The 24,057-nt window shown below is 73.0% G+C and carries 21 protein-coding genes and 1 pseudogene; 8 read left to right on the top strand and 14 right to left on the bottom strand.

The annotated features are described in order from the left end of the window. Positions 1–261 precede the first annotated feature (261 nt). Complete coding sequence (locus ADK41_RS02390) at positions 262–1,464, top strand: amino acid deaminase/aldolase (RefSeq protein ID WP_030835616.1); 1,203 nt, start codon at positions 262–264, stop codon at positions 1,462–1,464. Between the two features lie 4 nt (positions 1,465–1,468). On the opposite strand, the gene ADK41_RS02385 is transcribed toward ADK41_RS02390, so the two are convergent. From ADK41_RS02385 to ADK41_RS02370, 4 genes are read right to left on the bottom strand one after another with little or no spacing between them, the layout of a single operon-like run. Beyond that, positions 1,469–2,356, bottom strand: coding sequence for a DUF2510 domain-containing protein (locus ADK41_RS02385; protein WP_030835621.1), 888 nt, complete (start codon positions 2,354–2,356; stop codon positions 1,469–1,471). 27 nt (positions 2,357–2,383) lie between these two features. Beyond that, a complete protein-coding gene (locus ADK41_RS02380) occupies positions 2,384–3,166 on the bottom strand; it encodes a 3-oxoacyl-ACP reductase (RefSeq protein WP_030835624.1) in 783 nt (260 codons plus the stop codon). Between the two features lie 6 nt (positions 3,167–3,172). Further along, on the bottom strand, positions 3,173–4,546 hold the full coding sequence (locus tag ADK41_RS02375) for an aldehyde dehydrogenase family protein (RefSeq protein WP_030835626.1): 1,374 nt from the start codon (positions 4,544–4,546) through the stop codon (positions 3,173–3,175). Positions 4,547–4,554: 8 nt separating this feature from the next. After that, positions 4,555–5,925: a glutamine synthetase family protein gene (locus tag ADK41_RS02370; protein WP_030835631.1), complete on the bottom strand. Its 1,371-nt coding sequence runs from the start codon at positions 5,923–5,925 to the stop codon at positions 4,555–4,557. A gap of 86 nt (positions 5,926–6,011) precedes the next feature. Between ADK41_RS02370 and ADK41_RS02365 the strand changes: the two genes are divergently transcribed. The 3 genes and pseudogenes from ADK41_RS02365 (at position 6,012) to ADK41_RS02355 (ending at position 9,029) form a co-directional block, all read left to right on the top strand. Then, positions 6,012–6,746 (top strand): FadR/GntR family transcriptional regulator, encoded by a 735-nt coding sequence (locus tag ADK41_RS02365; protein WP_030835642.1) that lies wholly within the window; start codon positions 6,012–6,014, stop codon positions 6,744–6,746. Between the two features lie 135 nt (positions 6,747–6,881). Beyond that, positions 6,882–8,327, top strand: a complete 1,446-nt coding sequence (eat, locus tag ADK41_RS02360) for an ethanolamine permease (RefSeq protein ID WP_030835644.1) — start codon at positions 6,882–6,884, stop codon at positions 8,325–8,327. 22 nt (positions 8,328–8,349) lie between these two features. Beyond that, positions 8,350–9,029: pseudogene (locus ADK41_RS02355) on the top strand (gamma-glutamyl-gamma-aminobutyrate hydrolase family protein). 180 nt (positions 9,030–9,209) lie between these two features. Here the strand turns inward: ADK41_RS02355 and ADK41_RS02350 are convergent. The 5 genes from ADK41_RS02350 to ADK41_RS02330 all read right to left on the bottom strand — a co-directional run bounded on the left by ADK41_RS02350 (position 9,210) and on the right by ADK41_RS02330 (position 15,682). Beyond that, positions 9,210–10,151 (bottom strand): LysR family transcriptional regulator, encoded by a 942-nt coding sequence (locus tag ADK41_RS02350; protein WP_030835647.1) that lies wholly within the window; start codon positions 10,149–10,151, stop codon positions 9,210–9,212. Between the two features lie 129 nt (positions 10,152–10,280). Beyond that, entirely contained in the window at positions 10,281–11,009 is a 729-nt protein-coding gene (locus tag ADK41_RS02345) for a helical backbone metal receptor (protein WP_030835650.1), read from the bottom strand. Next, positions 11,006–11,575, bottom strand: a complete 570-nt coding sequence (locus ADK41_RS02340) for a helix-turn-helix domain-containing protein (protein WP_030835653.1) — start codon at positions 11,573–11,575, stop codon at positions 11,006–11,008. Before ADK41_RS02340 ends, ADK41_RS02345 begins: the two co-directional genes overlap by 4 nt. 398 nt (positions 11,576–11,973) lie before the next feature. Further along, positions 11,974–14,598 (bottom strand): ABC transporter permease/substrate binding protein, encoded by a 2,625-nt coding sequence (locus ADK41_RS02335; protein ID WP_030835655.1) that lies wholly within the window; start codon positions 14,596–14,598, stop codon positions 11,974–11,976. Further along, the gene (locus ADK41_RS02330) at positions 14,591–15,682 is read right to left on the bottom strand and encodes a quaternary amine ABC transporter ATP-binding protein (RefSeq protein WP_030835658.1); all 1,092 of its coding nucleotides are present in this window, start codon (positions 15,680–15,682) and stop codon (positions 14,591–14,593) included. Before ADK41_RS02330 ends, ADK41_RS02335 begins: the two co-directional genes overlap by 8 nt. Positions 15,683–15,936: 254 nt before the next feature. Here ADK41_RS02330 and ADK41_RS02325 point away from each other — a divergent pair, with 254 nt between their 5' ends. The 4 genes from ADK41_RS02325 (at position 15,937) to ADK41_RS02310 (ending at position 19,486) form a co-directional block, all read left to right on the top strand. Continuing rightward, positions 15,937–16,842, top strand: coding sequence for a 5'-3' exonuclease (locus ADK41_RS02325; RefSeq protein WP_037805259.1), 906 nt, complete (start codon positions 15,937–15,939; stop codon positions 16,840–16,842). Positions 16,843–16,948: 106 nt separating this feature from the next. After that, complete coding sequence (locus ADK41_RS02320; RefSeq protein ID WP_030835664.1) at positions 16,949–17,794, top strand: siderophore-interacting protein; 846 nt, start codon at positions 16,949–16,951, stop codon at positions 17,792–17,794. Positions 17,795–18,242: 448 nt separating this feature from the next. Next, entirely contained in the window at positions 18,243–18,512 is a 270-nt protein-coding gene (locus tag ADK41_RS02315) for a hypothetical protein (protein ID WP_030835667.1), read from the top strand. Positions 18,513–18,535: 23 nt separating this feature from the next. Then, entirely contained in the window at positions 18,536–19,486 is a 951-nt protein-coding gene (locus ADK41_RS02310; RefSeq protein ID WP_030835670.1) for an RluA family pseudouridine synthase, read from the top strand. Here the strand turns inward: ADK41_RS02310 and ADK41_RS02305 are convergent. The 5 genes from ADK41_RS02305 to ADK41_RS02285 are packed head-to-tail and all read right to left on the bottom strand — an operon-like array spanning position 19,480 to position 24,041. Further along, on the bottom strand, positions 19,480–21,000 hold the full coding sequence (locus ADK41_RS02305) for a cytochrome P450 (RefSeq protein WP_030835673.1): 1,521 nt from the start codon (positions 20,998–21,000) through the stop codon (positions 19,480–19,482). The two genes, ADK41_RS02310 and ADK41_RS02305, sit on opposite strands and share 7 nt — an antisense overlap. A gap of 48 nt (positions 21,001–21,048) precedes the next feature. Further along, entirely contained in the window at positions 21,049–21,669 is a 621-nt protein-coding gene (locus ADK41_RS02300; protein WP_030835676.1) for a GTP-binding protein, read from the bottom strand. Beyond that, entirely contained in the window at positions 21,650–22,060 is a 411-nt protein-coding gene (locus ADK41_RS02295) for a DUF742 domain-containing protein (RefSeq protein ID WP_030835679.1), read from the bottom strand. The genes ADK41_RS02300 and ADK41_RS02295 overlap by 20 nt, the downstream gene beginning before the upstream one ends. Beyond that, positions 22,057–22,464 (bottom strand): roadblock/LC7 domain-containing protein, encoded by a 408-nt coding sequence (locus tag ADK41_RS02290; RefSeq protein ID WP_030835682.1) that lies wholly within the window; start codon positions 22,462–22,464, stop codon positions 22,057–22,059. The genes ADK41_RS02295 and ADK41_RS02290 overlap by 4 nt, the downstream gene beginning before the upstream one ends. Further along, positions 22,461–24,041, bottom strand: a complete 1,581-nt coding sequence (locus ADK41_RS02285) for an ATP-binding protein (protein WP_030835685.1) — start codon at positions 24,039–24,041, stop codon at positions 22,461–22,463. The genes ADK41_RS02290 and ADK41_RS02285 overlap by 4 nt, the downstream gene beginning before the upstream one ends. Between the last annotated feature and the right edge of the window lie 16 nt (positions 24,042–24,057).

The following is a 24,057-nucleotide window of genomic DNA, read 5'->3' as shown; positions in this document are numbered from 1 at the left end:
GGGGGTGGGAGGCGCGGCGCGCTTCCGTGCTCATGCACCCCCCGTTTCGTCGTGCCCGCCCGGCACGGACTCGTCCCGGGCACAGATACCCGCACGGACGGCGCGTCATCCCGGCCCGGCCGTCCGGCCGGCCCCGTTCCGCCGTGCGTGCGCGTCACTCTACGGCGTGGTCCGCGTCGAACGGGAGCCAGTCCGCAGGGCCGCGGCATCTGCCCGGAACATCCCCTACCGTGCGGTAATCCCGTCTGGCAGGCTGCGCTCATGACTGCGCGCGCCGCCGACCGGGCCCGTTACGACCGGGCCACCGCCCACCTCGACGCCCCCTTCGCGCTCGTGGACCTGGAGGCCTTCGACGCCAACGCGGACGATCTGGTCCGCAGGGCGGGCGGGAAGCCGGTCCGGGTCGCGAGCAAGTCCGTACGCTGCCGTGCGCTGCTCGAACGGGTCCTCGCCCGGGACGGTTTCGCGGGCGTCATGTCGTTCACCCTCGCCGAGTCCCTGTGGCTGGCCCGCTCCGGTTTCGACGACGTCCTGCTGGCCTACCCCTCCGCCGACCGCGCCCGCTACGCCGAGCTCGCCGGCGATCCCGAGCTCGCCGCCGCCGTCACGGTCATGGTCGACGATCCGGCGCAGCTGGACCTGATCGACGCCTCGCGCGCGGGCGGTGGTGAAGTGGTGCGCGTCTGCCTGGAGTTGGACACGTCCCTGCGGCTGCTGGGCGGGCGGGTGCGGATCGGCGCCCGGCGTTCCCCGCTGCGCTCCCCCGCCCAGGTGGCCGAGTTCGCGCGCGCGGTGGCCCGGCGGCCCGGGTTCCGGATCGTGGGGATCATGGCGTACGAGGGCCATGTGGCCGGTGTCGGCGACGCGGTGGCCGGACGGCCGCTGCGGTCGCGCGCGGTGCGGCTGATGCAGAGTGCCGCGCGCCGTGAACTCGCCGAGCGGCGGGCCGCGGTGGTGCGGGCGGTGCGGGCGGTCGTACCGGATCTGGAGTACGTCAACGGCGGCGGTACGGGCAGTGTGCAGCACACCGCCGCGGAGGACGCGGTCACCGAGATCGCGGCCGGTTCGGGGCTGTACGTGCCGCGCCTGTTCGACGACTACACGTCGTTCAGCGGGCGTCCGGCGGCCCTGTTCGCCCTGCCCGTCGTGCGGCGGCCCGGTGTCGGCGTGGTGACGGTGCTGGGCGGGGGCTATCCGGCGTCGGGCGCGCCCGGCGCGGACCGGCTGCCGGCGCCGTATCTGCCCGAGGGGCTGCGGTACGACCCCCAGGAGGGGGCCGGCGAGGTGCAGACGCCGCTGCTGGGCTCGCCCGCCGACGATCTGCTGATCGGCGACACGGTGTGGTTCCGGCACGCCAAGGCGGGCGAGCTGTGCGAACGGTTCGACGCGCTGCACCTGCTGGAGGGCGACGCGGTGACGGCGGCCGTGCCGACGTACCGGGGCGAGGGCCGCACGTTCCTGTGACGGCTCAGTCCGCCGGGCCGATGCTGCTGCCGACGCCGCCGCCGGAGGCCGGGTCGGTGACCGGGCGGATGCCCTCGGTGATGCGGTCCATGTCGGCCGGGGGCGGACCGTCCTGTCCGGCGTCGAAGACGTAGCGGACGAGGACCGGGGCCCCGGTGCCGACGCTGGAGGGGAACACCAGCGACTGCACGTAGCCGCCGGGCCCCTCGGCGGTGGTGACGCGCCAGCGCACGAAGTAGCCGGCGCGGCCCGCCACCGCGACCGGACCGGCCTTGACGACCTCGTGGGACTCCAGGCCGCCGTAGGGGCGCCGGCCCAGGGCGTCCTCGTCGAAGGCCGCGTCGGCCGCTTCGGAGATGTCCTCCTCGGCGAGCGCCTCGGGCGAGGTCTCGTCGTTCTCGGTGACCGTGCGGGAGATGACGAGGCCGTGCCGGCAGACGCTGCCGTCGCCGGGGCAGTCGTAGGTGCCGTCGGTGGTCATGACGACGTCGTCCTGGGCCACGTTCTCGGGGCGGACCCAGCCGTCGAGGAGCGGGAAGGTGATCCCGTTGAGCTGGTCCTCGACCACGTCCGGGTCCCCGGCGGACGGCTCGGACGCGGACGGTGGCGGGGGTTCGGGGGCGGACGTGGTGGACGTCGCAGCGGTGCGCGTCCCCGGTTCGCGGCCGTCCCCGCCGAGGAGCACCGCGCCGGTGACGACCGCCGCGACCAGCACGGCGCCGGCGGTGGTGAGGGCGATCGCCCTCGCGCGGCCGGTCCCGTCGGCGGACGGGGCCGGCGGCACGGCGGGGGCCCCGGGCGTGCGCCGGTGCCCGGTCCAGGACGTGCCGTCCCACCAGCGTTCCAGGTGCGGGGCGTGCGGGTCGCGGTACCAGCCGGGCGGGGGCGTCATGCTCATCCGGGCACTGTAGGGCGAACGCTAGAGCGGTGTGACGTACGCCCCCGAGATCCCGCCGTCCACCAGGAAGTCGGTGGCGTTGACGAAGGAGGAGTCGTCGCTGGCCAGGAAGGCGACGGCGGCGGCGATCTCCTCGGCCTCGGCGAACCGGCCGAGCGGGATGTGCACCAGGCGGCGGGCGGCGCGCTCGGGGTCCTTGGCGAACAGCTCCTGGAGGAGCGGGGTGTTGACCGGTCCGGGGCACAGGGCGTTGACGCGGATCCCCTCGCGGGCGAACTGCACGCCGAGTTCGCGGGACATGGCGAGGACGCCGCCCTTGGAGGCGGTGTACGAGATCTGGCTGGTGGCCGCCCCCATCCGGGCCACGAAGGACGCGGTGTTGATGATCGATCCCTTGCCCTGGCGCCGCATGTGGGGGAGGGCGGCCTTGCAGCACAGGTAGACGGAGGTGAGGTTGACCTCCTGGACGCGCTTCCAGGCGTCGAGGCCGGTCTCCAGGATGGAGTCGTCGTCGGGCGGGGAGATGCCGGCGTTGTTGAACGCGACGTCGACGCTGCCGTAGGTGTCGTACGCGGCCTCGAAGAGGGCCTCGACCTGTTCGGGGTCGGTGACGTCGACCTTGACGAAGGTGCCGCCGGTCTCCTCGGCGGCGGCCTTGCCGCGTGCCTCGTCCACGTCGCCGCAGACGACGTGCGCGCCCTCGGAGGCGAGCCGGCGGGCGGTCGCGAGGCCGATGCCGCTGCCGGCTCCGGTGACGACGGCGGTGCGGCCGACCAGTCGGCGGCAGATGTTCTCTTCGCTCATGTGCGCTCAGGCCTCCGTGCTGAGGAAGACGTTCTTGGTTTCGGTGAAGGCGGCCAGCGCGTCCGGGCCGAGCTCGCGCCCGACGCCGGACTGCTTGAACCCGCCGAAGGGCGTCCAGTAGCGGACGCTGGAGTGGGAGTTGACGGACAGGTTGCCCGCGCGCACCGCCCGGCAGACGCGCAGGGCGCGGCCGACGTCCCGGGTCCACAGGGAGCCCGAGAGGCCGTAGTCGGTGGCGTTGGCCAGGCGGACGGCGTCGGCCTCGTCGTCGAAGGGGAGGACGACGGCGACGGGTCCGAAGACCTCCTCGACGGCCACGCGTGCGTGCGGGTCGACGCCGGTGAGGACGGTGGGCGGGAACCAGTAGCCGGGGCCCTCGGGGGCCTTGCCGCGGATGCCGTCGAGGGCGTCGGTGCCGTAGGAGCGGACGCGGGCGAGCTGGGCGGCGGAGATCAGCGGGCCCATGTCCACGGTCCCGTCGGCCGGGTCGCCCACCCGGACCGCCTCGATCGCGGGGGCGAGCAGCTCCAGGAACCGGTCGTGCGCGCGGCGCTCGACCAGGATGCGGGTACGGGCGCAGCAGTCCTGTCCCGCGTTGTCGAGGAAGGACATGGGGGCGGCCGCGGCGGCGGCCTCCAGGTCGGCGTCGGCGAAGACGATGTTGGGGCTCTTGCCGCCGAGTTCGAGGGTGACGCGCTTGAGGCGGTCCGCGCCCCTGGCCCACACCCGTCTGCCCACGGCCGTCGACCCGGTGAACACGATCTTGGCGACGCCGGGGTGTTCGACGAGGGCGTTCCCGGTGACCGGGCCGTGTCCGGGGAGCACCTGGAACAGGCCCTCGGGCAGGCCCGCCTCCAGGGCCAGTCCGGCCAGGCGCAGGGCGGTGAGGGGGGTGGTCTCGGCGGGTTTGAGGAGCACCGCGTTGCCGGCGGCGAGGGCGGGGGCGGCGCCCCAGGCCGCGATCGGCATCGGGAAGTTCCAGGGGGCGATGACGCCGACGACGCCGAGGGGTTCGAGGAAGGTGACGTCCACCCCGCCGGGGACCGGGATCTGGTGGCCGGTGAGGCGTTCCACTCCCCCGGCCGCGTAGTCGAGCAGGTCGCGGACGTTGCCCGCCTCCCAGCGGGCGTTGCCGAGGGTGTGGCCGGCCTCGCGGACCTCCAGGCGGGCCAGTTCCTCGACGTGCTCGTCGACCGCGGCGGCGAACCGGCGCAGCAGCCGGGCCCGGTCGCCGGGCGCGAGGGCGCTCCAGGCGGTCTGCGCGCGTGCGGCGTCCGCGACGGCCGTGTCGACGTCGGCGGGGGTCGCGGCCGGAACGGTGGCGATGACCTCCTCGGTCGCGGGGTTGCGTACCTGGAGCTCGGGGCGCTGGTCGGACAAGGAGGGCCTCACATGCGTTCGAAGGAGCGGCGCAGCTCCCAGTCGGTGACCGCGGCGTCGAAGGCGTCGGTCTCGACGCGCGCCATGTTGCGGTAGTGCGCGACGACGTCGTCGCCGAAGGCCGCCTTGGCGATCGCGCTGTTCTCCCACAGCTCGGCGGCCTCGCGCAGGGTGGTGGGGACGTGCTCGAAGCCGGCGGTGTAGGCGTTGCCGGGGCAGGGCTCGGGCAGCTGGAGCTTCTGCTCGATGCCGTGCAGTCCCGCGGCGACCATGCCGGCCACGGCGAGGTGCGGGTTGACGTCGCCGCCGGGCAGCCGGTTCTCGAAGCGCAGGGAGCGGCCGTGGCCGACCACGCGCAGGGCGCAGGTGCGGTTGTCGTGCCCCCAGGCGACGGCGGTCGGGGCGAAGGAGCCGGGCTGGAACCGCTTGTACGAGTTGATGTGCGGGGCGTAGAGCAGGGAGAACTCGCGCAGCGCGACGAGCTGCCCGGCGAGGAAGTGGCGCATCACCTCGGACATGGCGTCCGGCTCCTCGGCGGAGTACGGCATGACGCTGTCGCCGCCGGGACCGGCGAGGGAGAGGTGGATGTGACAGGAGTTCCCCTCGCGCTCGTTGTACTTGGCCATGAAGGTGATCGAGACGCCCTCCTGGGCGGCGATCTCCTTGGCGCCGGTCTTGTAGATCGCGTGCTGGTCGCAGGTGACCAGGGCCTCGTCGTAGCGGAAGGCGATCTCGTGCTGGCCGGGGTTGCACTCGCCCTTGGCGGACTCGACGGTGAGTCCGGCGCCGGCCATCTCGTTGCGGATGCGGCGCAGCAGGGGCTCGACGCGGCCGGTGCCGAGCACCGAGTAGTCGACGTTGTACCGGTTGGCGGGGGTGAGCCCGCGGTAGCCGCCGTCCCAGGCCTGCTCGTAGGTGTCCCGGAAGACGATGAACTCCAGCTCGGTGCCGACCCGGACGGTGTGGCCGAGCGCGGCGAGGCGGTCCAGCTGGCGGCGCAGTATCTGCCGGGGGGCGACGACGACCGGGGAGCCGTCGGCCCAGGCGAGGTCGGCGACGACCAGGGCGGTGCCCTCGTTCCACGGCACCCGGCGCAGGGTGTCGAGGTCGGGGTACATGGCGAAGTCGCCGTAGCCGGTCTCCCAGGAGGACATGGCGTAGCCGTCGACGGTGTTCATGTCGGCGTCGACGGCGAGCAGGTAGTCGCAGCCCTCGGCGCCGTGCCGGATCACCTCGTCGAGGAAGAAGCGCGCGGCGAACCGCTTGCCCTGGAGCCGCCCCTGCATGTCGGGGAAGGCCAGGACGACGGTGTCGATCTCACCGCCGGCGACGAGGGCGTGCAGTTCCTCGACGGAGAGCGGGGGTGTGCGGTCTGCCACGGGAGGGCCTCCTCGGGCTTCTTCGGTCACGCCGGGAGCCATAAGGTATTGCCGGAAACCATTGCTTGGGAAGGGGGCACGGCCGGATGCCACGGGAAGCGGTCGGCGCGGTCGGGGACCGCCTGGCGCCGGTGCTGCGGCGGGTCCGCGCGGGCAACGGCTTCGAGGAGGCGCTGGAACAGATCCTCCAGGTGGTGCGGCTGGGCCTGGTGACGGCCGGGGAGCGGCTGCCGGCCGAGCGGGAGCTGGCGGAGCGGCTGGGGATCAGCCGGGTGACGCTGCGCGAGGTGCTGAAGGTGCTCCAGGACCAGGGCCTGGTGGAGTCGCGGCGCGGCAGGTACGGCGGAACGTTCGTGCTGCCCCGCCCGACGGACACCGGCGAGGAGGAGCTGCGGCGGCGGATCGCCGAGGTCGACATCGAGGACGTGCTGCGCTTCCGGGAGGTGCTGGAGGTGGGGGCGGCGGGACTGTGCGCGGCGCACGGGCTGACGGACGGGCAGGCGGCGCGGCTGCGCGGGGCGCTGTCCGGCACGCGGGAGGCGCCGCTGACGGACTACCGGCGCCTGGACACGCTGTTCCACCTCACCCTGGCGGAGCTGTGCGGCTCGCCGACGCTGACCGCGCGGTACGCGGCGGTACGGGCGACGGTGAACGACCTGCTGGACTGCATCCCGCTGCTGGTGCGCAACCTGGAGCACTCGCAGCGGCAGCACGCGGCCCTGGTGGAGGCGGTGCTGGAGGGGGACGCGGACGGGGCGCGGGAGACGATGCGCGAGCACTGCGCGGGGACGGCGGCGCTGCTGCGGGGGTTCCTGGCGTGAGGGCGTGACGCAACCGGGTTCACCGCGGTCCGACGCACGGGGCTTGCGCTCGCGGCGTCCGCGCCACGAAGGTAGGGGCCCACAAAGGTCTGGCACTGCTCCATTGCCCTCGTCGTCGCCCTGGGGAGTCGCCTCGTGAGCCTTCCACCCGCGCCCCGTGAACCCGCCGGTGAGGCGGACGACTACCTCGAACGCAGGAGGCTGCGCCGCGGCAGCGCCGGCTGGCTGCTGCTGACCGGCCTCGGCGTCGCCTACGTCGTGTCCGGCGACTACTCGGGCTGGAACTTCGGCCTGGCCGAGGGCGGTTTCGGCGGTCTGGCGATCGCCATGGTGCTGATGGGCGCCATGTACGCCTGCATGGTCCTCGCCCTGGCCGAGCTGTCGTCGATCCTGCCCACGGCCGGCGGCGGCTACGGCTTCGCCCGCAGGGCGCTGGGACCGTGGGGCGGGTTCCTCACCGGGACCGCGATCCTCATCGAGTACGTGCTCGCGCCCGCCGCGATCTCCCTCTTCATCGGCGACTACGTCGAGTCGCTGGGCCTGTTCGGCCTGGAGTCCGGCTGGCCGGTGTATCTGGCCTGTTTCGTCGTCTTCACCGGCATCCACCTGTGGGGCGTGGGCGAGGCGCTGCGCTTCGGCTTCGTCGTGACGGGCATCGCGGTGGCGGCGCTGGTGGTGTTCGCGCTGGGGGCGCTGCCCGGGTTCGACGCGTCCTCGCTGGACGACATCCCGGTGGATCCCTCGGCGTTCGGCGCGAACTCCTGGCTGCCGATGGGGCTGCTGGGCATCTGGGCGGCGTTCCCGTTCGGCATGTGGTTCTTCCTGGGCGTGGAGGGCGTGCCGCTGGCCGCCGAGGAGACCAGGGAACCGGCCCGTACGCTGCCGAGGGCGATCCGCTGGTCCATGGGCATCCTGGTGGTGCTGGCCGTGGTGACCTTCTTCGCGGCGGCCGGGGCGCGCGGCTCGGCCGCGGTCCAGGACGCGGGCAACCCGCTGGTGGAGGCGCTCCAACCGGACGGCGAGGCGACGGCGCTGAGCCGGATCGTGAACTACGCGGGCCTCGCGGGACTGGTCGCGTCGTTCTTCTCGCTGATCTACGCCGGTTCGCGCCAGTTGTTCGCGCTGTCCCGCGCGGGCTACCTGCCCAGGTTCCTCTCCCTCACCAGCGGCCGCCGGGCGCCGTACCTCGGTCTGCTGGTGCCGGGGGTGATCGGCTTCGCGCTGGCCGCCGGGGTGGGCGACGGCGCCCGCCTGCTGAACATCGCCGTCTTCGGCGCGACGATCTCGTACGCGCTGATGTCCCTCTCGCACATCGTGCTGCGCCGCCGGGAGCCGGAGCTGCCGCGGCCGTACCGGACGCCGGGCGGCGTGCTGACCTCCTCGGTCGCCCTGGTGCTGGCGTGCGCGGCGCTGGTGGCGACGTTCCTGGTGGACGTGACGGCGGCGTTCATCGCGCTGGCCGTGTACATCGTGGCGGTGGCGTACTTCGGTCTGTACAGCCGCAGGCATCTGGTGGCGAAGGCGCCGGAGGAGGAGTTCGCGGCGCTGGCGGCGGCCGAGGCGGAGTTGTCGCGGGACTGAGGACGAAAGGGAGGTGCCCGGCGTGTCGGCCAGGCCGCTCATCGGCATCAGCACGTACGCGGAGTCCGGTGTGCGCTGGGGAGTGTGGCGGCTGGGCGCCGCGCTGCCGCCGGCCGGCTGTCCGCGACCGGTGCAGCGGGCGGGCGGACCGGCCGCGATGCTTTCGCCGGACGCGCCGGAGCGGGCGGCGGACGCCGTCGCCCGCCTCGACGGCCCGGTGATCGTGGGCGGCCCGGACGTGGAGCCCGTCCGCCACGGCGCCGAGCCCGACGCGCGCACCGGGCCGCCCGCCCGGGCCAGGGACGCCTGGGAGCTCGCCCTGATCAAAGCGGCCCTGCACCGCCGGGTCCCGCCGCCGGGCATCTGCCGGGACATGCACCTGCTGAACGTCGCCCTGGGCGGCACCCTCGTCCAGCACATCGACGGCCACGCGAGGACTCCGGGCGTCTTCGGCCACCACCCGGTCAAGCCGGTCCCCGGCACGCTCCACGCCGGCATCGTCCCGGAGCAGACCTTCGTCTCCGCCCACCCCACCAGTCGGTGGACCGCCCGGGCACCGGTCCGATCCCCTCGGCGTACGCGGAGGACGGCACGGTGGAGGCGATCGAACGCACGACGTCCCCGTGGGCCCTGGGCGTCCAGTGGCACCCGGAAACGGGCACCGGCCCACGCGTCGTGCAAGCCCTGATCGAGGCCGCATGACCGCCCACCTCGGACGGTCGCCTCGGTCTCCGCGAGCAGTCGTCGCCGTATCCGCGGGCAGTCGTGCCTCCCCCCGTGCCTCAAAGGCCTGGGAGGCGCACCCAGCGGCACGGGTGGGCGCGACAGTACCCCCGCGAACGCCGGGTTGCGCGACCCACCCCCGCCCGGCCCCCACCGGGCTCACCCCCGCGTCAGCGACAACAAGTCCCGCGCCGGCCCCGTCGGCCGGTGCCCCGTCGGCCACACCGCCCGCAGATCCCGGGCCAGGGCGATCCCGTCCACGGGAATCCGCACCAGCCGCCGCATCGCCAGTTCCTCCCCCACCGCGAGCTCGCTCAGCACCGCCGGTCCGGCGCCACCGACAGCGGCCGCCTTGACGGCGGTCGTGGAGGAGAGCTCGATCAACGGCCGGGCCAGCCCTCCGAGCGCCGCGTCCAGAACCTGCCGCGTCCCCGACCCCTTCTCCCGCAGGATCAGCGGCGTACCCGCCAGCTCCTCCGCCCCGATCGGCCGCCGCCGGCGGGCCCACGCGTGCGACGGCGCCACGACCACGATCAGCCGGTCATGGGCGATCACCGCGGAATCCAGCCCCGCCGGCACCGTCAGTCCCTCCACGAACCCCACGTCCGCCTCCCCCGACAGCAGCCGCTCCGCCACCGCCGCGGAGTTCCCGGCCAGCAGCGACACCGCCGTGTCCGGCCGGTCCGCGCGCAACGCCAGCAGCCACCCCGGCAGCAGGTACTCGGCGATCGTCATGCTCGCCGCCACCCGCAGCCGCGAGTCCCTGCGGTCCCGCAGCGCCTGCGCGCCCGCGTCGAAGGCCTCCGCGGCCTCCACGATCCGCCGCGCCCAGTCGGTGACCAGCGCCCCCGCGTCCGTCAGCCGCGACCCGCGCGGCGACCGGTCGACCAGGGCCACGCCGAGCTGCCGTTCCATCGACCGGATCCGGCTGCTGGCGGCGGGCTGGGTGATGCCCACCTCCCGCGCCGCCCCGCCCAGGCTCCCCAGCCGCGCCACCGCCAGCAGCAGCTCCAGCGCCCCGAGGTCCGGCACCCGGTGGGCCAGGGCCCCCGGGCTCGCAGAGCGGTGCCCGGGATGGTCGTGGTCATCCGTTCTGCCCATAACCCCAGCTTATGCCGCGAGGGAAGGGTGCTCCCCGGTGGCGGGGGACGCGCTTCGCGACGACGTGGTGGTCGTCCACGACGTGACGGCGCTCGCCCTGTACGCGCCGCCGGCCGGCGCCCGGCCCGTTCAGCGGAACGCCGCTCGCAGGGCCCGCCCCAGCACCGTGGGCGCCCCGGCCAGCGACGGACCGTACCACGTGAGGTACCGGCCGTCGACGAGCGCGCAGGGCAGGCCGGGGAATGCCTCCGGGCCGTCGTCGGCGGTGAAGCGGTAGGGCTCGTCGGGAAGCACGACGAGGTCCGGACCGGCCGCGCGCAGCGCGTCGAGCGGGATCCGCGGATAGCGCTCGGGGTGGCTCGCGTACAGGTGGTCGACGCCGAGGCGGGAGAGCAGGTCGCCCGCGAAGGTGTCCCGGCCCAGCACCGTCCAGGGGCGCCGCCACACGGGCACGACCGCCGTCCGGCGCTCCGCGGGCGCCGGCGGCGCCGCCCAGGCCGCCTCGGCCTCGTCGAGCCAGCGGGGGCGGGCGGTCACCCCGCACGCCGTGAGCACCCGGTCCAGCTCGCCGAAGGCCTGGGACAGCGTCCGGACCTCGGTCACCAGTACGTCGAGGCCCGCCGCGCGCAGGGCCGCCAGGTCGGGCTCGCGGTTCTCCTCCTCGTTGGCGATCACCAGATCGGGGGCGAGGGCGACGATCCGGTCGGTCTTCGGGTTCTTCGTGCCTCCGACGCGTACGACGTCCAGTCCGGCCGGGTGCGTGCACCAGTCGGTGACGCCGGCCAGGGAGCCGGGGGCGGAGAGCGCCACGGCCTCCGTCAGCGACGGGACGAGGGAGACGACCCTGACGGGACTCATCGGCGCGGCTTGTCCCGCAGCGCCTCGATGTGCTCGGCGACGGCGACGACCAGCAGCCGCGTCTCCGGGACCGTGGCCCGCCAGCGGTGCCGGACGCCTCCGGTGAGGTACAGGGTGTCGCCGCGGCCGAGCCGGTACGCGCGGCCCTCCGCCTCGATCTCCACGGCGCCGTCGGCCACGTACATCAACTGGTCGTTGCGGAACTGGAGTTCACGGCCGGCGTCATGGTCGCCGGTGAACTCGGAGGCGTGCATCTGGTGGTGCCCGCGCACCAGGGAGCGCACGTGCGGTTCCGCCCACGGCTCGGCGCCCTCGGCGCGGACGACGTCCACGCTGCACGCGGGGTCGGCGGCGGCGAGGAGCTCCACGGCGGTGGTGCGCAGCGCGTCGGCGACCTTCTCCAGGGAGCTCTGGCTCGGGCGCGCCCGCTCGTTCTCGATCTGGCTGAGGAACGGGACCGACAGGCCGCTGCGCTCGGCCACGACGGCGAGGGTGAGGTCCAGTGCGCGGCGTCGCCGCCGCACGGCCGCGCCCACCCGCAAGGGCTGTTCCTTGTGATCGCCCATCGCTCCGGCTCCCTCCTCCGCAGATCGTCCCGCACCCCGTGACGCCGCCCGTCCGGCGCACTCCTCGTCGTGGGTTGTCTGCACCCTACGCATGTTCGGCAAACCGTTTCAGGCGCCTGTCACGTCGCCGTCACACGCGACCGGAATCGACCCGCCGGTTCACGCCAGTCGTCCTGCGGGCCCCTCGGTTCCTCCCGCGTGCGATTAAGGGGTGTTCCCGCCATTGTCACCCCCGCCCGGCGGAAGGTCACGGGGAGGTTCGGGGAGGACATCGCGCTGCGTGGTTGTCCGGATTCCTACCGTGTTCCCGCCCGGCTCCGGACACGCCCGAGGGGCGGGCCCGGCCGCGCCGTCAGGTGCGGGTCCGGGCCCGCCCCTCGGGGCGGCCGGTGCGGCGGTTACCGCGGGGTCATCCGCTCCACCATGTCCGGGTGCTCCTCCAGCCAGGCGGCCACGGCCTCCTCCACGTGACCCTGGCCGCGGTCCTTGATCTCGGCCTCCAGGGTGCCGAGCTCGTCCTCGCTCATCCGGAAGCCCTTGATCCACTCGGTGAGCCGCGGGTACTGCTCCGGGAACTTCTCGCTGGCGATGGTGCGGATCGTGTTGCCCTCGCCGAAGGCCTTCTTCGGGTCCTTCAGCTTCGTCAGCTCGTAGTCGCTGTACGCCCAGTGCGGCGACCAGAGCGTGACCGCGATGGGCTCCTTCTTGGCGTAGGCGCGCTTGAGCTCGGCCAGCATCGCCGGCGTGGAGCCGTCGACGACCTCGTACTCGTCCTCCAGGCCGTAGCCGGGCAGCACCTCGTTCTTGAGCAGCTGCATCTCACCGGTGCCCGGCTCGATGCCGATGATCCGCCCGTCGAAGAGGTCGGCCTTGCCCTTGAGGTCCTCCAGGGACCTGACGTCCTTGACGTACGAGGGGACCGCGATCTCCAGCGAGGTGGGCTCGTACCAGGTGCCCAGGTCGGTGAGCTTGTCCTTGCTCTTGTCCCAGTAGTTCTTCTGCGCGTACGGCAGCCAGGCGTCGAAGTTGAGGTCGAGGTCCCCGGAGGCGAGGCCGGTGTAGACCGGGCCGACGTCCATCTGCTTGAGGTTCATCCTGTACCCGCGCCGCTCGAGGACGTTCTTCCACAGGTAGGTGACGGCGACGTCCTCCTCCCAGGGGAACCAGGCCACGTCCAGCGTCCGCTTCGCCTCGGCGGGGGTGTCGCCCGGGCCGGACCCCGCCGGGGCCAGCTTGTCGACGACGTCCGGGTTGTCCTTCAGCCAGGCGCGGACGGCGTCCTGCTGCCTGCCCTTGCCGGCCTTGTTGATCTCGGCCTCCAGGCCGGTGAGTTCCTTCTCGGTCATCGAGAAGTCCTTCAGCCACTTCCCGACGAGCGGGTTGTCGTCGGCGAAGCCCTTGCGCGACACCGTGTGCACGCCGTCGCCCTTGCCCCAGCTGCCCTTGGGGTCCTTCAGCTTCTTCAGGTCGTAGTCGCTGTACGCCCAGTGCGGCGACCAGAGGGTGACGACGACCGGTTCCTTCTTGCTGTAGGCCCGCTTGAGCTCGGCCAGCATGGCCGGCGTGGAGCTGTCGACGACCTTGTACTCCTTGTCCAGGCCGTACTCCTTGAGGACCTTGCTCTTCAGCAGGCCCATCATGCCGGCGCTGGACTCGATGCCGGTGATCTCCCCGCCGAAGGCGGACGCCTTGCCCTTGAGGTCCTCCAGGCTGTCGACGTCCTCCATGTACGCCGGGACGGTCAGCTCCAGCGACGTCTCGCCGTACCAGGAGCCGAGGTCGTCGAGCTTCCCGCCGTACTTCTTCCAGTACGCCTCGTGGGTGGTGGGCAGCCAGGAGTCCGTCTGGAAGTCGACGTCGCCCTGCGCGAGGGCGGTGTAGAGCGGGCCGGCCTCGAACTGCTTGGCCTCGACCTCGAAGCCGCGCCGTTCCAGGATCTCCTTCCACAGGAAGGTGGAGGCGACGCCCTCGTCCCAGGGGATGTAGCCGATGGTGACCTTCTTGCCGTCGCCGACCTTCTCGCCGCCGGCGGTGGTGGTGGTGGCGGCGGAGCCGCCGGAGCCGCCGAAGATCCCCATGCCGCCCGCGACCAGGGCGAGGACGACGACGCCGATCACGGCGACCTGCGGGCGGGGACGGTAGGACCAGATCCTCAGCCCCTGCGCGGCGCGCGCCTTGGCGGCGGCGCGGCGGCCGAGCGGGGAGACCTGGGTGCCCAGGGCGCTGGTCATGCGGTCCAGGTAGATCGCCAGGATGACGATGGCGATGCCGGACTCGGCGCCGAGGCCGATGTTGAGCTGTCCGATGGCCTCGATGACCGCGCCGCCGAGTCCGCCGGTGCCGACCATGCCGGCGATCGCGGCCATGGACAGGCCCAGCATGATGACCTGGTTGACACCCGCCATCACCGTGGGCAGCGCCAGCGGCAGCTGCACGCGCAGCAGGGTGTTGCGGGGGGTGGTGCCGAACGCCTCGGCGGCCTCGACCAGTTCCTTGTCGACCTGGCGGATGCCCAGCTCGGTCATGCGCACGCCCGGGGCGAGCGCGAAGATCAGGGTGGCGACGATGCCCGGGGCGGAGCCGGTCCCGAAGAACAGGATCGCCGGGATGAGGTAGATCATCGCGGGCAGCGTCTGCATGAAGTCCAGGACCGGCCGGACGACGGCGCTGACCCGGTCCGAGCGGGCCGCCCAGATGCCCACCGGCACCGATATGACCAGCGCGATCATCGTGGCGACGATGACCAGCGACAGCGTCACCATCGAGTCCTCCCACAACTCCATGGAGTCGAGGAAGGCGAAGCCGAAGAAGGTGAGGACGCCGGCGAAGGTGCCGCGCAGCCAGAAGGCGATGACCGCGAAGATGCCGCAGAGGATCAGCGGTTCGGGGGCCTGGAGGACGGCGTTGACACCGTCGTAGGCGCCGGTGAAGACGGCCTTGAAGAAGTCGAACAGCCAGCTGACGTTGGCGAGCAGCCAGTCGACGGCGCTGTTGACCCAGTCGCCGAGCGGGATCCTAGGCACGGGCCATCACCTTCTCGCCGCCCTTGTCCCGCGGGGCGTCGCAGACGCCGGGATCGGACTCCTCGTCGCCGAGGAAGCCGACGAGGCGCTGCCGGGGCACGATCCCGACGAGCGCGTCCCCCTCGTCCAGCACCGCCACGGGGTGCGGCACGCGGGCGCTGATCGCGCACAGGTCGGTGAACGGCGTCTCGGGCGTCGCGGTCTCGCAGCCGCAGTCGGCCTCGTCGCCGCGGACCTCGCGCTCCATCACGGCGCCGGCGGTGAGCACGCGGGAGCGGTCGACGTCCTGGGTGAAGGAGGCGACGTAGTCGTTGGCGGGGCGGATCAGGATGTCCTGCGCGGTGCCGATCTGCACGATGCGGCCGTCGCGCATCACCGCGATCCGGTCGCCCAGACGCATGGCCTCGTTGAGGTCGTGGGTGATGAAGACGATCGTCTTCTTCAGGGTCTTCTGCAGTTCGATCAGCTGGTCCTGCATGTCGCGGCGGATCAGCGGGTCGAGGGCGCTGAAGGACTCGTCCATCAGCAGCAGGTCGGCGTCGGTGGCGAGTGCGCGGGCGAGACCCACGCGCTGCTGCATGCCGCCCGACAGCTCGTCGGGCCACGACTTCTCCCAGCCGGCCAGGCCGCACAGGGCGAGCGCCTCGTCGGCGCGGCGTTCGCGCTCGGCGCGGGGCACGCCCTGCACTTCAAGACCGTAGGCGGCGTTGTCACGGACGCTGCGGTGCGGGAACAGCGCGAAGTGCTGGAAGACCATGCTGATCTTCCTGGAGCGGACCTTGCGCAGCTCCCGGTCGGGCAGCGCGGTCAGGTCCTGGCCGTCGAAGCGCACGTGTCCGGCGGTGGGCTCCAGCAGGCCGTTCAGCATCCGCAGCAGGGTGGACTTGCCGGAGCCCGACAGGCCCATGACCACGAAGATCTCGCCCGGCTCCACCGTGAACGAGGCGTCGATGACGGCGGCGGTGGCGCCGTCGGCGCGCAGCTCCTCCCGGTCGGTCTTCTTCTGGCGCAGTCGTTCGACCGCCTGGTCCGGTCGTCTGCCGAACACCTTGAACAGATGCTCGGCCTCAAGCCTGGATGACACGCGTACCTCTTGTCTCGACGGCAAATGGCAGGAGCGATGTCCGGCGGACGGCTCACGCGGCCCACGACAGTTGAATCTGTAACCGGCATCGCTCCGGGGCCGCGCCTCCCCGGTTTTGCACAAGGCAAACGTGTACGTGTGACGCCTCACACAGGTGGCGCAGGACGCAACTCGTCGCGCATGACGCGTGCGCGTGCTTTCGCGGGACGCTGTCGGTGGGGTGCGGCATGATGCGGGGCGTGACCGGACGACTGATGCTCCTCGACACCGCTTCCCTGTACTTCCGCGCCTACTTCGGCGTCCCCGAGTCCGTCAGGGCCCCGGACGGCACTCCGGTGAACGCCGTGCGCGGGCTGCTCGACTTCATCGACCGCCTGGTCAAGGACCACCGCCCCGACCACCTGGTGGCCTGCATGGACGCCGACTGGCGCCCGAAGTGGCGGGTGGAGCTGATCCCCTCCTACAAGGCGCACCGCGTCGCCGAGGAGCGTGCGGCGGGTCCGGACGCGGAGGAGGTGCCGGACACGCTGTCCCCGCAGGTACCGGTGATCGAGAGCGTGCTCGACGCGGTGGGCGTCGCGCGGGTGGGGGTCGCCGGGTACGAGGCGGACGACGTGATCGGCACGTTCACCGCCCGCGCCGGCGGGCCGGTGGACATCGTCACCGGCGACCGCGATCTCTACCAGCTGGTGGACGACGCGCGCGGGGTGCGCGTGCTGTATCCGCTGAAGGGCGTCGGCACGCTCCAGGTCACCGACGAGGCCGTGCTGCGCGGGAAGTATGGGGTGGACGGCAAGGGGTACGCGGATCTGGCGCTGCTGCGCGGTGATCCGAGCGACGGCCTGCCGGGCGTGCCCGGCATCGGGGAGAAGACGGCGGCCAAGCTGCTGGCCGAGTTCGGCGACCTGGCCGGGATCCTGGCGGCCGTGGACGACCGGCAGGCCAGGCTCACGCCGTCGCAGCGCAAGCGTCTGGACGAGGCGCGACCGTACCTCGCGGTCGCTCCCCGGGTCGTCCGGGTCGCGGACGACGTTCCGCTCCCGGACGTCGACACGGCGCTGCCGCGCGGACCGCGCGACCCCGCCGGGGCGGAGTCCCTGGCCGCCCGGTGGGGCCTGGGCGGCTCGCTGCAGCGCCTGCTGACGACCCTCTCGGCGTGAAACCGCACACCCGGCCGAACCTGACGGAGACTCCGCCGACGAGGCGTCGACCTTGATCGAGGTGCTAACTTAGGCAACCCTAACTGTGACAGCTGGGAGGCTCCTCATGGCAGAGCGACCGGTACGCGCCCCGCGCGCGCCGCACACCGCCGAGGTCGTCCGCACCGAGCGGCTGACCCCGCACATGCAGCGCGTGGTGCTCGGCGGTGAGGGGCTCTCCGGCTTCTCGGCGGACACCTGCACCGATCACTACGTCAAGCTGCTGTTCCCGGCCGCGGGGGCGACGTATCCGGAGCCCTTCGACCTCCAGCGTGTCCGCGAGGAGTTCCCGCGCGAGCAGTGGCCGGTGACCCGGACGTACACGGTGCGCCACTGGGACCCCGAGCACCGTGAGCTGACCCTGGACTTCGTGGTCCACGGCGACGAGGGCCTGGCCGGCCCCTGGGCGGCGAACGTCCGGCCGGGCGAGGTCGTCCGGTTCATCGGTCCCGGCGGCGCCTACGCGCCCGACCCGGACGCCGACTGGCATCTGCTCGCCGGTGACGAGAGCGCGCTGCCCGCGATCGCCCGCTCGCTGGAGGCGCTGCCGCACGGCGCCAGGGTGTTCGCCTTCGTGGAGGTCTCCGGCCCCGAGGAAGAGCAGAAGATCGACTCCGATGCGGAGGTCCGCTGGCTGCACCGCGGTGGCCGGCCCGTCGGCGAGGCCCTGGTGGAGGCCGTCCGCACCCTCGACTTCCCGGAGGGCCGGGTGCACGCCTTCGTCCACGGCGAGGCCCACTGCGTGAAGGAGCTGCGCCGTCTGCTGCGCGTGGAGCGCGGCGTTCCGCGCGAGGACCTGTCGATCTCCGGCTACTGGCGGCTCGGCCACGACGAGGACGGCTGGCAGGCCTCCAAGCGCGACTGGAACGCCCGCGTAGAGGCCGAACAGGAGAACACGGGGATCTCCGCCTGACGAACGCGCCACAGCACCTGCGACAGACGGGGCAAGGCCGCCTCTCCGCTCCCGCGGGCCCCCGCCGGACGGGGGGGTCGCCCCTCCCACGGACCTCCGCTCCCGCGGGCAGTCGTGCCTCAAGGCGGCACAGGTGGGCGGTGGGGGCACCTCCCGCCTATGGGGGTCCCCCGCTCATGGGCCCCCGCTCGAGCGAAGCCGAGAGGGGTGGAGGAGCCGAGAGGGGTGGAGGCGCCCCGCGAGCGCCGGGCTGCGCGACCCACCCCCGGCCCGCGCCAACGCCGCGCACCCCGCAAACGCCGGCCCGTGGGCCCCGACCGGACCACCGCACGGCACCCCACAAGGCACCGAGACGATCCCGCGCGCATCCGCCGGACGGGGGGTCGTCCCCGGCACGGCGGCGTGGCGAGCACACCGGAACGGGGCCGCTGCCGCAGGATCCGGGCGCGTGGCACACACCTTCGACGAGCTCGTGGCCAAGCAGCGCGCGGCGGACGAGGCGCACACCCGGGTCCGGCAGCTGCGGGACGCGTACGGCCCGCCCGCCCGGGCCAAATGGAGCGGACGCCAGACCAGCACCTGGGAGACCGCCTGGCGGGCCTGGCGCGATCTGGCCCGTGACGTCCGGCTCGCGGTGGCCGAGTACGCCCGGGCCGAGGGCAGACCGCTCCACGAGATCGAGGCGGAGCTGAGACGGGCGACCGGGGACCACGGCTGAGCGGCCCCGTACGCTTGCCCGGTGTGAGACGCAGACGGCCGACTCCCCCCTCTCCCCTGCCGCAGCGCGACGGCGTGGACCCGGTGCGGGTGCGGCTGCCCGCCGGCACCCGGTGGGCCACGGTGCGGGAGCACCTGGTGCAGCGGCTCTCGGCCGGCCCCGGTGTCGTGGACGGGATGTTCGCGGCGGGGCTGGTCGTCGGGGCGGACGGACGGGCCGTACCGGCGGACGCACCGTACGCGCCCGGCATGTTCGTGTGGTTCCACCGGGAGCCGCCCGCCGAGGCGCCGGTGCCGTTCCCGCTGGAGGTCGTCCACCGGGACGAGCACATCGTCGTCGTCGACAAGCCCCACTTCCTGGCCACCACCCCGCGCGGCAGTCACGTCACCCAGACCGCGCTCGCCCGGCTCCGCCGCGAGCTGGGCGTCCCGGAGCTCGGCGCCGCGCACCGTCTCGACCGGCTCACCGCGGGCCTGGTGCTGTTCACGGTCCGCCCCGAAGAGCGCGGGGCCTACCAGACGCTGTTCCGCGACCGTCTCGTGCGCAAGGAGTACGAGGCCGTCGCCCCGTACGACCCGGCGCTCGACCTGCCCCGGACCGTACGCAGCCGGATCGTGAAGGAGCGCGGGGTGCTGACCGCCGAAGAGGTCGAGGGCGAGCCGAACGCCCTGACCCGCGTCGAGCTCACCGCCCACCGGGCCGACGGCCTCGGCCGGTACCGGCTGGTGCCCGGCACCGGGCAGACCCACCAGCTGCGGGTGCACATGAACGCCCTGGGCGTGCCGATCCTCGGCGATCCGCTGTATCCCGAGGTGACCGCCCCCGTCCCGGCCGGTGACTTCCGGCGTCCGCTGCAACTACTCGCGCGGAAGCTGGAGTTCACCGATCCGGTGACGGGTGTGGAGCACCGGTTCACCAGCGGCCGGACGCTCGCGGCATGGTCCTCGTACGAGGAGTGGGCGGCCGGTCAGTAACCACGCCACCAGTGCAGGAAACGCTGCCAGGCGCCCCGCGGCGCCGGCGTCGGCTGCGGCTGCGGCTGCGGCTGCGGCTGCGGTGGCACGGGCCGCGGCGCGGGCGGCTCGACGTCCGGCTCGGCCGGCGCGGAGGGCGCGGAGGCCGCCGCCCGGGTCGCGCCGATCCGCCAGTCGCGCTGCGGGGGCGCGTCGTTCTCGTGGCTGGGCCGCTGCAGCACGTCCTGCTGCGGCCGGGGCGTGAAGTGAACGGGCAGTTCCACGAGATGCCGCGAGGCGATGGACTCGGTGAAGGACAGCTCCTCCTCGCCGACGCCGAGTTCCACGTCGGGCAGTCGCATGAGCAGCGCGTCGACGCCGACTTCGGCGACCACGCGGCCGATGTCCTGACCGGGGCACTCGTGCGTGCCGCCGCCGAAGGCGAGGTGCGAGCGGTTGCCCTGCATGTCGGCGGTCGGGTCGGGACGCACCCGGGGGTCGACGTTGGCCGGCGCGGGCGCGAACAGCAATCCGTCGCCCTTGCGGATGCGCCGGCCGCCGAGCTCCGTGTCCTGCTTGGCGAAGTAGGCGAAGATCGTGCTGAACGGCGGCTCGTCCCAGAGCAGTTGCTCCACCGCCTGGGGCACGGTCATCTGACCGCCGTTGAGCTGGGAGCGGAAGCGCGGGTCGATCAGCACCTGGCGCAGCACGTTGGCGAGGAGGTTGGCGGTGGCCTCGTAGGCGGCGATGAGCACCACCCTCAGGTGCTGGGCGACCTCCTCGTCGGTCAGTCCCGCCGGGTGCCTGACGAGGTGGCCGGCGAAGTCGTCCAGCGGCTCGGCCCGGCTGCGGGCCGTGAGGCGTCCCAGGGCCTCCATGACGTAGGCGTTGCTGGCGATCGCGGTCTCGGTGCCCCTGATCATGTCGCGGGCGGCCTCGACGATCCGGTCGCCGTACTCGTCGGGCATGCCGAGGACGTGGCACATCACGGCCATCGGCAGGTGTTCGGCGTACTGGCCGACCAGGTCGGCCTCGCCCGCCTCGCAGAACCGGTTGACGACGCGCTGGACGCTGCGGTTGACGTGCCGGCGCAGGCCGCGGAAGTCGGTGGCCGCCACTGCGGCGTCGATGGCGCCGCGCAGCCGCCGGTGCTCGTCGCCCTCGGCGTGGGCGCACATCGGCTGCCAGGCGATGTGCGGCATCAGCGGGTGGTCGGGTTTGACCAGGCCTTCCGCGAGCGCGGACCAGATCCGGCTGTCCTTGCAGTACTGCGCGGGGCTGCGCACCAGTTGCTGGTTCTCGGCGTGACCGAGGACCACCCACACCGGCACGTCGTCGTGGAGCAGCGCGGGCGCCACCGGGCCGTGCTCGGCCCGCAGTTCCTCGTACAGCTTCTTCAGGTCCGGCGACTCGTGCAGCCGGCTCAGTCCGCCGGGGCCCGGGCCGTGCGCGGGACAGCCGGGGGGCGGGCCGGGCCGGGGGGCGTCCGCTCCGGTCGGGGAGTCTCCCGTCAGGGAGGTGGGTTCAGGCGTCACTGTGGTCGCTCCGAAGGGGAATACGGGGGGCGGGAGGGGTCCCGGGGGTCAGGTGAGCGAGCCGGTCATGGCGAGCGAGTGCAGGAACCGCATCAGGGTCATCAGCACGTCGCGGCTGGAGGCGCGGCGCCGCACATCGCAGTCCATGATCGGGATCCGCTCGGACAGATCGAGGGCGGACCGCAGGTCCGCGACGGGGTAGCGGGGGGCGTCCGGGAAGGAGTTGACCGCGACGACGAACGGCACACCGCGCTCCTCCAGTCGCCCCATGACGTCGAAGCTGACTTCGAGGCGGCGGGTGTCGACCAGCACGACCGCGCCGAGCGCCCCCTCGAACAGCCCGTTCCACAGGAACCAGAAGCGCTCCTGGCCGGGGGTGCCGAACAGGTAGAGCACCAGCTGGTCCGTGATCTTGATGCGGCCGAAGTCCATGGCGACCGTGGTGGCCGTCTTGGAGGCGGAACCGAAGTCGTCGTCGACCCCGATGCCGGCCTGTGTCATGGTCTCCTCGGTGGTCAGCGGTTTGATCTCGCTGACCGAGCCGACCATGGTCGTCTTGCCGACCCCGAACCCGCCCACGATCACGATCTTCACCGCGGCCTGTGCCGTGTGCGGCAACCGGTCCTCGGCGCGGGGGCCGGGGACGGTCTCAGAGCCTTTGAAGTCCATGCATCACCGCTTCGAGAAGGGAACGGTCGGGCAGCGCCTTGCGGACGACCGGGAAGCGCGCCTGGACCAGTTCCGCCGCCAGCATCTCGGTGAGCAGCACGGTCACCACGCTGAACGGCAGGTTGAGATAGGCCGACAGTTCGGCCACGGACAGGGGGGCGGCACAGAGCCGGAGCAGCGCCGCCTGCTCGGGGGTGGCGGAGGGCGGGGGGTCGGGGGAGCCGGCCACGATCAGCGTGACGAGATCGATGTCCGCACGTTCGCCGTCCGGTCCGGCGACGACGTACAGCCGCTCCGGGTTGCCGCCCCCGCCCTTGTTCCCGGCCGGTCCGGCCGGTTGCGGAGGGGGGACGTTCCGGGGGAAGCGCCTCTGGCGTTGCGGAGGAGTCATACGGTCTGCCCGTTCCGTCGGGGCGGACTGGTCAGGTGGGCGCCGATGCGGACGACGAGGTCGCGCATCATGCCGCCCATGCGGCCGGGTTCGCAGGTCATGTCGGAGAGCACCGCGAGATAGGCGTTGGCGCCGGCCGCCATCAGGTAGAAGTAGCCCTGGTCGATCTCGATGAGCACCATCTTCATCTCGCCGTCGCCGTGCGGGAGTTCCTGGGCGACGGCCCCGGCGAGGCTCTGTACGCCCGCACAGGCGGCGGCCACCCGGTCGGCGGCGTCCGGCTCGCCGCCGTAGCGGGCGATGCGCAGGCCGTCGGCGGAGAGCACCACGATCATCTCGACGCCGGGTACGCCGTCGGCGAGCTCCTTGAGCATCCAGTCGAAGTTGGCTCGCTGCTGGATCACTTGAGGTCCCCCTCGTCATCGGCCTCGGTGCGGGCCGGTTCGTTGATGAGATGCAGGTAGGCGGTCGGGTTCCGGGTGAAGTCGGTGGGGTGGACGCCCGGGTCGAGGTCCTTCTTCAGGCCCTCCCAGAAGGCGTCGACCCACAGGCCGGGTTCACGGTCGTCCCGCTTCTTCTCCTCGGGCTCGGGCCGGGCCCAGATGTCGTGGTACTCCTCGCCCCGCTCCCTGGCCTCCCGCTCGGCCCGTTCGGCGGCCGCCTGCTCGGCGTACTGCTGGGCCAGCGGGGTCTTCACCCGGCTGCGGCGCTGCGGCAGCCCGCTCGCGGCCCACTCGGTGACCTCCGGGACGTCGTCCTCGAGGGAGACGGCGGCGGGGACGCGGGGGCTGGTGGGGCGGCGCCTCTTGGGGGTGCGCTCCGGGCCCGGCAGGGCGTCGACCGGACGGGGCACGGAGGTCGCCCCGATGCCGTGGGCGAGGCCCACGCCGGGCTCGTCGGTGATCATCTCGCTGGGCACGACGAGGACGGCGCGGACGCCGCCGTAGGCGGAGGCGCGCAGTGAGACCTGCATGTCGAAGGCGGTGCAGAGCCGACCGACGACGGCGAGGCCGAGGCGTGGGTTCTCCCCGATCTCCTGGAGGTCGGTGCCCTTCCGGGCCTGTTCGAGGATGCCTTCGATGCGGGCGCGGGCCTGCTCGTCGAGGCTGACGCCGGCGTCCTCGATCTCGATGGCGACGCCGGTCTGCACCTCGGTGGCGGTGACGCTCACCTTGGAGGTCGGCGGCGAGTAGCGGGTGGCGTTGTCGAGGAGTTCGGCGGCGGCGTGGATGACCGGCTCGACGTGGATGCCCTTGATGTTGACCTTGGCGATCGACCTCAGGTCGATGCGGCGGTACTCGAGGATGCGGGACATGGCGCCGCGCAGCACGCTGTAGAGCGCGACGGGCTCGGGCCACTGGCGTCCGGGACGGCCGCCGCCGAGGACGGAGATGGAGTCGGCGAGGCGGCCGATCAGCGCGGTGCCGTGGTCGATGCGCAGCAGGTCGTCGAAGACCTCGGGGTTGCGGCCGTGGTCCTCCTCCATCTCGCGGAGTTCCTTGGCCTGCTGGTGGACGATCGCCTGGACGCGGCGGGCGATGCTGACGAAGGAGCGCTGGGCGGAGTCGCGCAGGTTCTCCTCGTCGTCGATGATCTTGAGCATCGTCCGCAGCATCCGGATCTGGTACTCCGGCAGATCGCGCCAGGCCGGGTTGAGCCGGGGCAGGGCGCGGAGCACCTCGTCGGGGTCGTTGCCGCTGTGCAGGTGGTCCAGGGCCGCGGGGGCGACCTGGTGGATGAAGTGGTCCGTCTCCGTGTCGTGGGCGGCGATCCGGGACTCCAGATACGCCCGGTGACGGTCGTACTCGGCCTGCGCCTCCCGCAGTGCACGGCCGCGGCGCACCGCCTCGGCCGCGGCGGCGGTCACCAGCAGGGTCGCGAGGGCGCCGCACACGCCGACGGCGATCCGGGCGGGCTCCGCCACCAGGGCGACGGCGGCTCCGGTCGCCGCGGCCATCACTATGGCCGGCAGCAACAGCACGCGTGTGCAGGGACGT

The organism is Streptomyces caelestis (assembly GCF_001279005.1).
Lineage (GTDB): Bacteria > Actinomycetota > Actinomycetes > Streptomycetales > Streptomycetaceae > Streptomyces > Streptomyces heliomycini.
Note: the sequence above shows the minus strand (reverse complement) of the source record. Positions and strands in the feature narration are given on the sequence as shown.

Coding starts and splice junctions, on each gene's coding strand:
- ADK41_RS02350 (WP_030835647.1), bottom strand. CDS start 10,151: ATGGGCAGAACGGATGACCACGACCATCCCGGGCACCGCTCTGCGAGC.
- ADK41_RS02295 (WP_030835679.1), bottom strand. CDS start 22,060: ATGACTCCTCCGCAACGCCAGAGGCGCTTCCCCCGGAACGTCCCCCCT.
- ADK41_RS02345 (WP_030835650.1), bottom strand. CDS start 11,009: ATGAGTCCCGTCAGGGTCGTCTCCCTCGTCCCGTCGCTGACGGAGGCC.
- ADK41_RS02340 (WP_030835653.1), bottom strand. CDS start 11,575: ATGGGCGATCACAAGGAACAGCCCTTGCGGGTGGGCGCGGCCGTGCGG.
- ADK41_RS02300 (WP_030835676.1), bottom strand. CDS start 21,669: ATGGACTTCAAAGGCTCTGAGACCGTCCCCGGCCCCCGCGCCGAGGAC.
- ADK41_RS02385 (WP_030835621.1), bottom strand. CDS start 2,356: ATGACGCCCCCGCCCGGCTGGTACCGCGACCCGCACGCCCCGCACCTG.
- ADK41_RS02320 (WP_030835664.1), top strand. CDS start 16,949: ATGGCAGAGCGACCGGTACGCGCCCCGCGCGCGCCGCACACCGCCGAG.
- ADK41_RS02380 (WP_030835624.1), bottom strand. CDS start 3,166: ATGAGCGAAGAGAACATCTGCCGCCGACTGGTCGGCCGCACCGCCGTC.
- ADK41_RS02325 (WP_037805259.1), top strand. CDS start 15,937: ATGCTCCTCGACACCGCTTCCCTGTACTTCCGCGCCTACTTCGGCGTC.
- ADK41_RS02390 (WP_030835616.1), top strand. CDS start 262: ATGACTGCGCGCGCCGCCGACCGGGCCCGTTACGACCGGGCCACCGCC.
- ADK41_RS02365 (WP_030835642.1), top strand. CDS start 6,012: ATGCCACGGGAAGCGGTCGGCGCGGTCGGGGACCGCCTGGCGCCGGTG.